The organism is Pelagerythrobacter sp. Soil_C_18, assembly GCF_057657235.1.
On the sequence record NZ_JBDGIU010000006.1, the window covers coordinates 224,495 to 236,952 of the forward strand.

Consider the following 12,458-nt stretch of genomic DNA (forward strand, 5'->3'; position numbering starts at 1 on the left):
TCTTCTGCCTGTCCGGTTCTAGGAAATTCGAAAAGCTGACACTCGGTCGACCCGATGATGTCGTCAGCAACCGCCGACATCTCGGGCGTTTAGCCACCAAGGTTGCCTTACCGAAACCGGCCGTACGTTCACGCAGAAAGATTGGGCAACAAATGGCGAATATCAGGGGAGGGTCCGGGGTACGATGGCTTGCGGCACCGCGTCATTGACGAAGCCAATCACAGTCGAAGAATTTATAACCTCGCGTACACCGTGTGCGGCCCGCAGATTCGTGCCTTGGGGACTCCGTACGCCCACCGGCGTCCGGTGCCCTTTCGCGTGGTCTGCTTTTACTAGAACGCTCGAAAAGCACATACCCTGGGAACAACAGTCACAGAGCAGAACCTTCGAGGTTATCCCGCCAAAGCCTTGCCGCGCTCTAGACCAGCCCCTCCGCCGTTCGTCCCAGTTCCTCGAAATAGCGGGCCATGGCGTCGGCAGCGCGGTCGCTGAGGGTGATGAAGACGCGGCGGCGGTCGGTTTCGTCCTCCTGCCGCTCGAACAATCCGGCTTCGGTCATCTGACCGATCCAGCGCAGCGCAGTGGTGGGCGGAACACCGCTTGCGATACACAGGGAGCTGACCGACACGCGCGTGTGCTCGGCCCGCGCGGCGGTGAGGTCGAGCAGCATGTCCCATGCGGGATCGGCGAAGAATTCCGCGCCGAAGTACTTGGCGCGCAGTCTCCGCTGGCGGATGATCCGGCGGACCAGCCGCGGATCGGGGAGCGGCGGGCGCGGCTTGCGCAGCAACTCGCGCTCCGCATTTTCCCCGCTGCCGCGATAGTCCTGCGACGGCGATTCGAACCGGAACACGTTCGATTTCTCCGGGAGCCCGGCCGAGAGACGATCGAGCCGCGCGGCGATCTCGCCGACCTGCTCGGTCAGCCGGATCAGCGTCAGCCGGTCGTCGTCCGACAGCTCGCACACGCGTGCCCCGGAAATGGCCGAAAGCGCGCTGCCGAGCGCGATCACCCGCTCCGCCCGCGTCGGTTCGACCAGGATCTGCGCACGAGAGAGATCGAGGCAACCGAACACCGGCTCCAGCGCGGCCATGCTCGTCGAAACCACCAGCTGCGCGCCCGAACGCGCGGCCCGCACATCGAATCGTGCAAGCGCAGCAAGCGTCGCCGCGTCGGCTTCAGGACAGTCGAGCACGACCACGTCGGCCAGGACCCGCACGTCGCCTTCCGCTAACGACGCAACCGAACCCAGCTCGCCGAGGCGCAGCCCGGCGGCCATTGCGTCCTCGCCAATCTCCTGCCGCTGCTCCATGCGGTCGGCGTAGATCGCTACCGCAAGCGCCGCTCTCTCCCCGTTCGCCACCATGTCGTAGGCAAAATCCACTTGTCCCATGCACTCGTCTCCGCAAGCTTACTTGCGAACACGAGTAGAACAAAGCGGGATTAAGTCAAGAATGGAGCTAATTCAGCCCCGGTCAATGAAGGGGTCGCGCACGAGGATCGTGTCCTCGCGCTCGGGGCTGGTGGAGACCAGCGCGACCGGCGTTTCGATCAGTTCCTGCACGCGCTGGATATACTTGATCGCCTGCGCCGGAAGATCGGCCCAGCTCCGCGCCCCCGCGGTTGTCTCACGCCAGCCTTCCATTTCCTCGTAGATCGGCTCGACCGCGGCCTGATCGGAGGCGTGCGAGGGGAAGTAATCGAGGATCTTTCCGCCGAGGCGGTAACCGGTGCAGATCCGCACCGTGTCAAACCCGTCGAGCACGTCGAGCTTGGTCAGCGCAATGCCCGTCACGCCGCTGATCGCGCAGCTTTGCCGAACGAGCACCGCATCGAACCAGCCGCAACGCCGCTGGCGGCCCGTAACGGTGCCGAATTCGTGCCCCCGCTCGCCCAGCCGCTGCCCGACGTCGTCGTTCAGCTCGGTCGGAAACGGGCCGCTGCCGACGCGCGTGGTGTAGGCCTTGACGATGCCGAGCACGAAGCCCGTGCTGCCTGGCCCAAGCCCCGATCCGGCCGCTGCCGTACCGCTGACCGTGTTGGAGCTCGTGACGAACGGATAGGTGCCGTGATCGACGTCGAGCAGCACGCCCTGCGCGCCTTCGAACAGGATCTTCGCCCCGGCCTTGCGCACTTTCTTGAGCCGCTTCCACACCGGCTGGGCGAACTGGAGCACGAAAGGCGCGATCTCACGCAGCTCGTCGAGCAGACCCTCGCGGTCGACCGGCGGCTGCTCGAATCCGGCGCGCAGCGCATCGTGGTGCGCACACAGGCGGTCGAGCTGCGGTTCGAGATGGTCGAGGTGCGCCAGATCGCACACGCGGATTGCGCGGCGGCCGACCTTGTCCTCGTAGGCCGGGCCGATGCCGCGCCCGGTCGTGCCGATCTTGCCCGCGCCCGCCGCGGTCTCGCGCAGGCCGTCGAGGTCGCGGTGGAGCGGCAGGATCAGCGGGCAGTTGTCGGCGATCGCGAAGTTCTCGGGCGTGATCGTCACGCCCTGCCCTTCGAGCTTCTCGATCTCGGCCTTCAGCGCCCACGGATCGAGGACGACGCCGTTGCCGATCACCGACAGCGTGCCGGTGACGATGCCGCTGGGCAGCAGGCTGAGCTTGTAGACCTTGTCGCCCACCACCAGCGTGTGGCCGGCGTTGTGCCCACCCTGGAAGCGAACCACGACGTCGGCGCGGCTCGCGAGCCAGTCGACGATCTTGCCTTTGCCTTCATCGCCCCACTGGGCGCCGATCACGGTTACATTGGCCATTCGGCGACTACCTGCTCCTGTGCGGTCAAAACGCGCCGGGGGTTAGGCCGTGGGCGCGGCGAGGGCAAGGCGCGACGCGCCTATAACGGTACAACTTCGGTGTCTTCGAGCCGATGCGTGCAGCCGAGCGCCCGCGCATCGTCCCCCTCCGACAGCGCGGCTACCGTGCGCCAGCCGATCGCCCGCAGACGCGCGGCCGCATTGCCGTCGTGGTCGAGCGGAAGATAGAGCGTGTCGCGCCGCGGAGTATCGGCCGCCGCTTCGGCGAGCGCATCGAGATAGAGCGAGAAGCCCGTCGCGCGCTCCTCGCTCCCGCGGATGCAGTAAGTGCCCCCGCGGCCGACTGCGCCGCGGACGCCCGCAGCGTAGAGCATGAAGCCGAACCAGGACTGGTATTCGAAGCCGTGTCGCTCCGCCGGATCGAGCGTGCAGCGCACGCCGGCGGGCACGCGCGCCGCGGCCTTGCGCAGCCCCTCGATCCTGCTTGCGAGCGCGCCGTGGCTGTCGACCTCGGCGACACGGCCGATGGCGTCGTCGAACTCGCCCGCCGCGTAGAGCAAGGGCACGTAAGCCTCGCCGCCCGCCTGCCGCAGCCCGGCGGCATCTTTCATGTCCAGCTCGCGCCGGACGGCCTCGACCTGCTCCGGCGGGATCGGCAGGGCGTCGGCCGCCAGGGTATCGACCAGGTCGGGCATGGTGAAGTCGACTGATATGCCGCGCGCGCCCGCGGCTGCCAGTGCCTCGACCGCAAGCGCAACGATCTCGCCGGCCGCCTCGGCGCTGTCGCTGCCGACGAGCTCCGCGCCGAGCTGCAGCTTCTGGCGTGCGGGATCGAGCTGGTCGGCACGGATCGTGACCACTTCGCCGGCATAGCACAGCCGCACCGGGCGCGGGGTGCCGGCAAGGCTGGTCGCAGCCATCCGGCCGATCTGCGGCGTCATGTCGGAACGGAGCGCAAGCGTGCGCAGGCTTGCCGGATCGACGAAGCGGAACATGCGCCGCGGCTGCACGCCGTCCATCCGCCCGGCAAGCGAGCGCTCGAACTCCACCAGCGGCGGCCGCACGCGGTCGTATCCGTGCGAGTCGAGCACGTCGAGCGCACCGCGCATGGCCGCGGTCAGCGCTGCGGCCTGACGCGGGAGACGGTCCTCGAGACCCTCAGGCAGGAGATCGTCCGGGTCTGTCATTCCATCCCCTCATCCGTTCGCCCTGAGCTTGTCCTTCGAGACGGGCTTTCGACTACACTACGGCCTTCGGCCTCCGCTTCGCTCAATCCCTCCTCAGGATGAACGGAATATAGATGCCCGCTCATCCTGAGGAGCCGCTGAGCCTGTCGAAGCGGCGTCTCGAAGGACGCCGCCGCTCTGCCTCAGGGATCGTCAGAACGCCAGCGGCTTCACCATCCGCACGCCTTCCAGCGCGCAGGCTTGCTTCACCACTTCGTCGGGGATCGGCTGATCGACCGAGAGCAGCAGCACCGCCTCTCCGCCCGCGTCGCGGCGGCCGAGGTGGAAGGTGCCGATGTTGATCCCGTTCTGGCCCAGCAGCGTACCGATGCGGCCGATGAAGCCCGGCGCGTCCTCGTTGACGATGTAAAGCATGTCGCCCTTGAGATCGGCCTCGATCGCGACGCCGAAGATCTCGACCAGGCGCGGAGCGCCGGCACCGAACAGCGTGCCCGCGACCGAACGATCGCCCGCCTCGGTCGCCACGGTGACGCGAACGAGCGTGTGATACACCCCTTCGCGGTCGTGCCGCACCTCGCGCACGTCGATCCCGCGCTCCTTCGCCAGGAACGGCGCGTTGACCATGTTCACGCTGTCCGAATACTGGCGCATCAGCCCTGCCAGAACGGCGCCGGTGATCGGCTTGCCGCTGAGTTCGGCGGCGTGCCCTTCGCGCTCGATGCTGATCTTGTCGAGATTGCCGTGGGCGAGCTGGCCCACCAGCGAGCCGAGGTTCTCCGCCAGCGCCATGTAGGGGCGCAGCTTGGGCGCTTCCTCGGCGCTCAGGCTCGGCATGTTGAGCGCGTTGGTGACCCCGCCGTTGACCAGATAGTCGGCCATCTGCTCCGCCACCTGCAACGCGACGTTGACCTGCGCCTCGGTGGTCGAGGCGCCGAGATGCGGGGTGCAGATGAAGTTCGGCGTACCGAACAGCGGCGAATCCTTCGCCGGCTCGGTCTGGAACACGTCGAGGGCCGCGCCCGCGACATGGCCGCTGTCGAGCAGGTCCTTGAGCGCTGCCTCATCGATCAGCCCGCCGCGCGCGCAGTTGACGATGCGCACGCCCTTCTTGGTCTTGGCGAGGTTCTCTCGGCTGAGGATGTTGCGCGTCTGATCGGTCAGCGGCGTGTGCAGCGTGATGAAGTCGGCGCGGGCCAGCAGCGTCTCGAGGTCGACCTTCTCGACCCCGAGTTCGATCGCCCGCTCGGGCGTCAGGAACGGGTCGAACGCGACGACCTTCATCTTCAGACCGAGCGCACGGCTGGCAACGATCGAACCGATGTTGCCGGCGCCGATCAGGCCGAGCGTCTTGCCGGTCACTTCGACGCCCATGAACGCGCTCTTGGGCCATTCGCCGCGCTGGGTCTGCGTGTCGGCCGCAGGGATCTGGCGGGCGAGCGCCATCAACAGGGCGATCGCGTGCTCGGCGGTGGTGATGGAGTTGCCGAACGGCGTGTTCATCACCACGACGCCCCTGGACGATGCGGCCGGAATGTCGACGTTGTCGACCCCGATCCCGGCGCGGCCGATCACCTTGAGATTGGTCGCCGCCTCGAGAATGTCGCGCGTCACCTTGGTCGCCGAGCGGATGGCGAGCCCGTCGTACTCGCCGATCACGGCCTTGAGTTCGTCAGGCGTCATGCCCGGCTTCACGTCGGCCTCGCACCCGCGCTCCTCGAAAATGCGCGCGGCGTTGGGGTCCATCTTGTCGGAAATGAGGACTTTGGGTTTGGTCATGGAAAATTCCTGTGTGAGTCCCCGCGAAGGCGGGGACCTCGGGAGGATTAGCGCCAGGAGGCCTGAGATCCCCGCCTTCGCGGGGACTCATTTCAGCCGTTCTTCAGGCTCTCGTAGGCCCACTCGATCCACGGCAGCAGGCGCTTGATGTCCTCCTGCTCGACCGTCGCGCCGCACCAGATGCGCAGGCTCGGCGGGGCGTCGCGATAGCCGTTGAAGTCGTAGGCCACGTCGAGCCCTTCGAGCTTCTTGACGATCTTCTTTGGCACGTCGGCCTGCTCTTCGGGCGAGAGGCTGTCGTACCAGTCGCCCTGGAAGACGAAGCATACGCCGGTGTTGGTCCGCTGCGCCGGGTTGGGAACCATGTTGCGCAACCAGGGCGTTGCCTCGATCCAGTCGTAGACGATTTTCGCGTTGGCATCGGCCCGCTCGAACAGCGCCTTGCGGCCGCCGATCGCCTGCGCCCATTCGAGCGCGGCGATATAGTCCTCGGTGGCGAGCATCGACGGGGTGTTGATGGTCGCGCCTTCGAAGATGCCGCGGTTGATCTTGCCGCCCTTCTTGACCCGGAACAGCTTGGGCAGCGGCCATTCGGGATCGTAGCTCTCGATCCGCTCGACCGCCTTGGGGCTGAGGATCAGCATGCCGTGCTGCGCCTCGGAGCCCATGACTTTCTGCCACGAATAGGTGGTGGCATCGAGCTTGGACCAGTCCATCTCCATCGCGAAGACGGCGCTGGTGGCGTCGTTGATCGTCACGCCTTCGCGCCCGGGGGCGAGCCAGTCCGTGTTCGGGATCTTCGCGCCGCTGGTGGTGCCGTTCCAGGTGAAGACGACGTCGTTGTCCTGCGGGATCGAGGCGAGATCGGGAATCTCGCCGTAATCGGCGTCCAGCGTCGTCAGGTTCTTCAGCTTGAGCTGCTTGGCAGCGTCCTGAATCCAGACGTTGCCGAAGCTCTCCCACGCCGCCACCGTCGCCGGCCGCGCGCCCAGCATCGTCCACATCGCGCATTCGAGCGCGCCCGTGTCGGACCCCGGCATGATGCCGACGAGATAGTCGTCGGGCACGCCGAGCAGCTCGCGCGACAGGTCGATCGCGTACTTCAGACGCGCCTTGCCGAGCGCGGAGCGGTGCGAGCGCCCCAGCGAATCGGTCTTCAACTTGTCGAGGGACCAGCCCGGGAACTTGGCCGTGGGACCGGACGAAAAATAAGGGCGCTCCGGCTTCAGGGCCGGAGGCGTAAGGTCAGTCATGTATTCTCTCCTTGCAGAGAGCACGCGCGGCGTTGGGACCGCGTGGCCCACGCGCGGCAATAATGTTGCGCCGCAACAAGTCAAGCGCGCATAGGATTGCATCCCCCGATCGGCGACCATCGCTATCCGATGACATTTCCATTGCGCCGCCTCTCGCCAAGCGCGCGACATCGCCCTATGGGCTTGCCCGGCCATGGAGACCGCAGACCTTCGCATCGCCCTGTTCAGCGGCAACTACAACTACGTGCGTGACGGTGCGAACCAGGCGTTGAACCGGCTCGTCGGCTATCTCCTGAATCAAGGCGCCGCCGTCCGCGTCTACGCGCCCATGGTGCCGGAACCGGCGTTTCCGCCTGTCGGCAACCTCGTCGGCGTGCCGAGCGTGGCGATACCCGGGCGATCCGAGTACCGCTTCCCGCTCGGCCTTTCGAAAGAGAACTGCGCCGATCTCGCGCATTTCGCGCCCAACATCGTCCACACGTCCTCGCCCGATCTGGCCGGGCATGCCGCGCTCCGCTGGGCGCGCGAGCGGAACATTCCGGTGCTCGCCTCGGTCCATACGCGGTTCGAGACCTACCCCCGCTACTATGGCCTGAAGTTCATCGAACCCGGGCTCGAGGCGCTCATCCGGCGCTATTACAACCGCTGCGACGCCCTGGTCGCGCCTTCGCAGAGCATGATCGAGACCCTGCGCGAGCAGGGCATGAACCGCGACATCTCGCTGTGGACGCGCGGGGTTGATCGCACGATCTTCGCGTCCGCCAAACGCGACCTCGCCTGGCGCCGCTCGCTCGGCATAGGCGACGAGGACGTGGCGGTGGTCTTCCTCGGCCGACTGGTGATGGAGAAGGGTCTCGACATCTTCGCCGACACCATCGTCGAGTTGCGCAGGCGCCAGGTGCCGCACAAGGTGCTGGTGATCGGCGACGGCCCCGCGCGCTGCTGGTTCGAGAGGGCGCTGCCGGGCGGCATCTTCGCCGGTTTCCAGACCGGCGCCGACCTCGGCCGCGCGCTCGCCAGCGGGGACGTGTTCTTCAATCCGTCGATTACCGAGACGTTCGGCAACGTGACGCTGGAGGCGATGGCCTGCGGCCTGCCCGTCGTTGCCGCTGGCGCGACGGGAAGCGCCAGCCTCGTGCGCGACGGAGAGACCGGCACCCTCGTCCCGCCCGGCTGCCCGGTCGCATTCGCCGAGGCGATCGCGCCCTACTGCACCGACGCGACGCTGCGCGCACGCCATGGCGCTGCCGGCGAGGCGCGCAGCAAGGATTTCAGTTGGGACGCGATCAACCAAACGGTGGCGGACACCTATCTCCGCCTGGTCGAGGCGAAACGCGGCTAGTTCACCGCAGCACGCCGCGCTTGCGCATGGTCCAGGCGTACCACAGCAGCAACAGCGCAACCGCCCAGATGACGGCAAACATCGCCGGGCTGTTCATCTCGGCGAGCTCCGGCGGAAACTCGATCTGCGTCTGGTAGATGGTCGAGCCGAGGAGCCCGAGCAGCGAAGCGACGAAGCAGGCGATGGCCCAGCGGCTGCGCAGGAGCAGCAGGATCGAACCGGCGAGCCCGCCCCAGACACCCAGCGCCCAGGCAGCGTCGGCCCAGGCCGGAGCGCTCGCAAAGAACGCAAGCGCGGCATCGGTCGTCGCCGCGTCGAAGCCCATCATCTCCAAATAGCCGCGATTGCCCATCTGCGTCTGCGTATAGTCGTTCGCACCGAACGCGTTCCACAATGTGGCGAGCACACCGATGACCCACAGGTGCCACGGTGTCTTGTTGGCAGCTTCCACCATTTTCGAACCCCTCTCCGGGCGACCCGGCGGCGAGAATACCATTCCCGCCACCGGTGCGCCAGCGGGGTCAGCCGTCGCGCCAGTCGAAGGCCAGCGGCGCCTCGCGAAAGGCGAAGCGGTCGAGGTGCTCGGCGACGACGCCCTTGAGCACTTCAACCTGCCCCGGTTCACTCGCGTCGATCCGGCATTCCAGCGTCTCGGGCGAGGCCTTCATGAACAGCGTGGCGTCACCCGCCCAATTCCCGCTGCGACCTTCCGCCGGGAAAGTGACACGCCCCTCCTCGGCCGAATACTCGACCGCGAGATTGTGCGACCAATGCTTGCAGAGCTGCTGGAGGTAGCGCGACCCGTTCCCGGTCGGCACCGATGCGGTAGTGGATACGCTCATAGCCGTTCGATCCGCTTTGCCATCTCGTCGATCATGTCGACGATGCTGTCGATTGTCTCCTCGTCGAGCTTGCCCGCCTTTGCCCGGTGCTTGAGCACGTTCGCGAGATTTCCCATCGCGCGCCACAGATGCGGAGAGCGCCCGCGGTGCTCGCGTTCGCCATGGGCCGAGAGCCGCTCGAACAGCGATTCGACCTCGTCCGCCTTGTCGGCCAGTTCGGCCCGGCCTGCCTCGGTTGCGGCAAAGGCCTTGCGCGGGCTGTCGTCGCCGCGCTCCTCGATCATGCCTTCGTCGGCGAGAAGCTGGAGCGTCGGATAGACCGCGCCGGGACTCGGCGCATAGGCGCCGCCGGTCAGTTCCTCGATCGCCTTGATCAGCTCGTAGCCATGGCGCGGTTCGTCCGCGAGCAGCTTCAGCAGGGCGAGGCGCAGTTCGCCATGGCCGAACATCCGCCCGCGCCGATGCCCGCGCCCGCCGCCGCCGCCGAACGGCCCGCGCGGACCGAACGGGCCGTGTTCACCGAACGGCCCTCCCGGGCCGAAGGGCCCCTCGGGCCCGAACGGACCGTCCATTCCGAACGCAGCGGCCCAATGCCGCCCGCCGCGTTTCCAGCCGCGGCCCGTGTGATGATTCATGTGTCGCATTTTCACAGATCCTTTTCTTGATGCTTCACGATATATCTTTGAGCTATCGAATTTCAAGAACCTCTCGCGGCGGCGCGTGCGATTTCCTATCTGTCTGGCTGATGGCCGATCTCTTCCCCGACACCCTGCCCGAGGGCTCCCCACCCTCTGAGCCGCGCGCCGACGCGCCGCTCGCCGACCGACTGCGCCCCCGCACACTGGAGGAAGTGGTCGGACAGGAACACCTCACCGGAGCGGAGGGCGCGATCGGACGCATGGTCGCCGCGGGGCGCCTGTCGAGCATGATCCTCTGGGGCCCGCCCGGCACCGGCAAGACCAGCATCGCGCGTCTGCTCGCAGCCGCAGTCGGCATGCGGTTCGAGGCGGTGAGCGCCGTCTTCTCCGGGGTCGCCGATCTCAAGAAAGCCTTCGCCGCAGCCGACAAGGCCGCCGAAGCCGGTCAGCGCACACTGCTGTTCGTGGACGAGATCCACCGCTTCAACCGCGCGCAGCAGGACGGCTTCCTGCCCTTCGTGGAACGCGGCACGGTGACGCTGGTGGGCGCGACCACCGAAAACCCGAGCTTCGAGCTCAATGCCGCGCTGCTCTCGCGCGCGCAGGTGCTGATCCTCCATCGGCTCGATGCCGCCGCGCTCGAGAAGCTGCTCGAACGCGCCGAGGAGCTCGAAGGCCCTCTCCCCCTCACCCCGGAGGCACGGGGGGCGCTGGTCGCGAGCGCCGACGGCGACGGGCGCTTCCTGCTCAACCAGGCCGAGACGCTCTACGCCGCGAAGATCGAGCAGCCGCTCGGCCCCGCCGAACTCGGCAGCTTCCTCCAGCGCCGGGTGGCGGTCTACGACAAGGATCGCGAGGGACATTACAACCTCATCAGCGCCTTGCACAAAAGCCTACGCGGCTCCGATCCGCAGGCGGCGCTCTACTACCTCGCCCGCATGCTGACCGCGGGCGAGGAGCCGCTCTACCTCCTGCGCCGCCTCGTCCGCTTCGCCAGTGAGGACATCGGCCTCGCCGACCCGCAGGCGCTCGTGCAGTGCCTCGCGGCGAAGGATGCGTACGACTTCCTCGGCAGCCCGGAAGGCGAACTCGCGATCGTGCAGGCGTGCCTCTACTGCGCCACCGCGCCGAAGTCCGACGCCGCTTACCGGGCGCAGCGCACCGCATGGCGCAGCGCGAAGGAGACCGGCAGCCTGATGCCGCCGCAGAACATCCTCAACGCCCCCACCAAGCTGATGAAGGACATCGGCTACGGCAAAGGCTACGCCTACGATCACGATACCGAGGATGCCTTCTCCGGCGCGAACTACTGGCCCGAGGAGATGGAGCCGCAGACCTATTACGCGCCGGCCGAACGCGGCTTCGAGCGCGAGGTCCTCAAGCGCATGGAATGGTGGGACAAGCGGCGGCGGGAGCTGCGCGGCGAGTGAGGCATCCGCCCGTGAGCCCTCCCCGCTTCTCCCATTTCCTCGCCATCGACTGGTCGGGCGCCGCAGGCGAGCGGCACAGAGGCATCGCGCTCGCGCTCGCCGATGCGGCGGGCGGGCCGCCGGTGCTGGTCGGGCGCGGCCGCGGCTGGTCGCGCGAGGATGTGCTGGCCCTGCTGTGCGAAGACCTTCCGTCCGAGACGCTTGTCGGACTCGACCTCGGCATGTCCCTTCCCTTCGCCGATTGCGGCGCGTTCTTCCCCGATCTCCCGAACTCACCTCCCGACGCGCGGAGCCTGTGGGCGATGGTCGACCAGATCTGCGCCGGGGACCCGCACCTCGGCGCCTCGTCCTTCGTCGATCACCCCGACCTCAGCGCCTATTTCCGCCGCCACGGCGGGCGCGAGGGCGAGCGGTTCCGTTGCGACGGTGCCGCTCACGGACGCGGGCGCTTCCGGGTGACCGAGCACGCGCAAGCGGCGCAAGGATGTAAACCTTACTCGAACTTCAACCTCATCGGCGCTGCTCAGGTCGGCAAGTCGAGCCTCACCGGAATGCGCGTACTCCACCGGCTCGATGGCGCCTTGCCGGTCTGGCCCGTCGACCCACTGCCCGAAACCGGCTCCGTGCTGGTGGAGATCTACACCTCGCTCGCCGCGCTCGAAGCGCAGCGCTCAGCGGCGCGAAGCAAGATCCGCACGATCGCGGATCTCAACCGTGCGCTCACGGCGCTCGACTCGCCACCGGTCGCGGGCGAAGGCGCAATCGACGACCACAGCTCCGACGCACTGCTCGCCGCGGCCTGGCTGCGCAAAGTGGCGGACGACCCGGCCCGCTGGCACCCCGGCGATCTCACCGCCGAAATCGCGCGCACCGAAGGCTGGACCTTCGGCGCACTTTGAAGCAAAGGGCGGGCACTTGCGTTATCCATTGCTTTGTAACGTGAGGGCATCGGAGCCGGCTTAGCTCAGTTGGTAGAGCACCTGATTTGTAATCAGGGGGCCGCGGGTTCGAATCCTGCAGCCGGCACCATCCAGCCCCTTCCCGGTCGATCAGCGCAGCGTCACCGCCTGCAGTATCCCGTCCATCTCCCGGGCGACCGCCGAGGTGATATCCATCTCGTTGTTCCAGCCGTAGGAATTGTCCCGCTCCATGACGACGCTGCAGGCGCTGCGGCTGACGACACGGCCCAGCGCGGTGCCGAGCGCCTGATCGATCTGCTGCTGGCCGCG

The 12,458-nt window shown here is 67.3% G+C and carries 12 protein-coding genes and 1 tRNA gene; 4 read left to right on the top strand and 9 right to left on the bottom strand.

What is annotated here, in order from left to right; all coding sequences use genetic code 11:
* Positions 1 to 418 precede the first annotated feature (418 nt).
* From AC3A5N_RS13840 to AC3A5N_RS13860, 5 genes are all read right to left on the bottom strand, one after another.
* Positions 419 to 1,393 (bottom strand): winged helix DNA-binding protein, encoded by a 975-nt coding sequence (locus AC3A5N_RS13840; RefSeq protein WP_487737899.1) that lies wholly within the window; start codon positions 1,391 to 1,393, stop codon positions 419 to 421.
* 72 nt (positions 1,394 to 1,465) lie between these two features.
* Entirely contained in the window at positions 1,466 to 2,761 is a 1,296-nt protein-coding gene (locus tag AC3A5N_RS13845; protein ID WP_487737900.1) for an adenylosuccinate synthase, read from the bottom strand.
* Positions 2,762 to 2,841: 80 nt separating this feature from the next.
* Positions 2,842 to 3,948, bottom strand: coding sequence for an ATP phosphoribosyltransferase regulatory subunit (locus tag AC3A5N_RS13850; RefSeq protein ID WP_487737901.1), 1,107 nt, complete (start codon positions 3,946 to 3,948; stop codon positions 2,842 to 2,844).
* Between the two features lie 192 nt (positions 3,949 to 4,140).
* The gene (gene serA, locus AC3A5N_RS13855) at positions 4,141 to 5,724 is read right to left on the bottom strand and encodes a phosphoglycerate dehydrogenase (RefSeq protein ID WP_487737902.1); all 1,584 of its coding nucleotides are present in this window, start codon (positions 5,722 to 5,724) and stop codon (positions 4,141 to 4,143) included.
* Between the two features lie 92 nt (positions 5,725 to 5,816).
* Positions 5,817 to 6,977, bottom strand: coding sequence for a phosphoserine transaminase (locus AC3A5N_RS13860; protein WP_487737903.1), 1,161 nt, complete (start codon positions 6,975 to 6,977; stop codon positions 5,817 to 5,819).
* Between the two features lie 193 nt (positions 6,978 to 7,170).
* Here AC3A5N_RS13860 and AC3A5N_RS13865 point away from each other — a divergent pair, with 193 nt between their 5' ends.
* Complete coding sequence (locus AC3A5N_RS13865) at positions 7,171 to 8,319, top strand: glycosyltransferase family 4 protein (protein ID WP_487737904.1); 1,149 nt, start codon at positions 7,171 to 7,173, stop codon at positions 8,317 to 8,319.
* Between the two features lies 1 nt (position 8,320).
* On the opposite strand, the gene AC3A5N_RS13870 is transcribed toward AC3A5N_RS13865, so the two are convergent.
* The 3 genes from AC3A5N_RS13870 to AC3A5N_RS13880 form a co-directional block, all read right to left on the bottom strand.
* On the bottom strand, positions 8,321 to 8,773 hold the full coding sequence (locus tag AC3A5N_RS13870) for a hypothetical protein (RefSeq protein WP_487737905.1): 453 nt from the start codon (positions 8,771 to 8,773) through the stop codon (positions 8,321 to 8,323).
* Positions 8,774 to 8,840: 67 nt separating this feature from the next.
* Positions 8,841 to 9,161 (bottom strand): DUF2218 domain-containing protein, encoded by a 321-nt coding sequence (locus AC3A5N_RS13875; RefSeq protein ID WP_487737906.1) that lies wholly within the window; start codon positions 9,159 to 9,161, stop codon positions 8,841 to 8,843.
* The gene (locus AC3A5N_RS13880; RefSeq protein WP_487737907.1) at positions 9,158 to 9,805 is read right to left on the bottom strand and encodes a PadR family transcriptional regulator; all 648 of its coding nucleotides are present in this window, start codon (positions 9,803 to 9,805) and stop codon (positions 9,158 to 9,160) included. Before AC3A5N_RS13880 ends, AC3A5N_RS13875 begins: the two co-directional genes overlap by 4 nt.
* Before the next feature lie 101 nt (positions 9,806 to 9,906).
* On the opposite strand from AC3A5N_RS13880, the gene AC3A5N_RS13885 reads away from it, so the two are divergent.
* The 3 genes from AC3A5N_RS13885 (at position 9,907) to AC3A5N_RS13895 (ending at position 12,258) form a co-directional block, all read left to right on the top strand.
* Positions 9,907 to 11,229: a replication-associated recombination protein A gene (locus tag AC3A5N_RS13885; RefSeq protein WP_487737908.1), complete on the top strand. Its 1,323-nt coding sequence runs from the start codon at positions 9,907 to 9,909 to the stop codon at positions 11,227 to 11,229.
* Between the two features lie 11 nt (positions 11,230 to 11,240).
* Complete coding sequence (locus tag AC3A5N_RS13890) at positions 11,241 to 12,128, top strand: hypothetical protein (protein WP_487737909.1); 888 nt, start codon at positions 11,241 to 11,243, stop codon at positions 12,126 to 12,128.
* A gap of 54 nt (positions 12,129 to 12,182) precedes the next feature.
* Positions 12,183 to 12,258: transfer RNA gene (locus tag AC3A5N_RS13895), tRNA-Thr, on the top strand.
* 20 nt (positions 12,259 to 12,278) lie between these two features.
* Here the strand turns inward: AC3A5N_RS13895 and AC3A5N_RS13900 are convergent.
* Positions 12,279 to 12,458: hypothetical protein (locus tag AC3A5N_RS13900; protein ID WP_487737910.1), on the bottom strand; the 180-nt coding region annotated here is incomplete at its 5' end.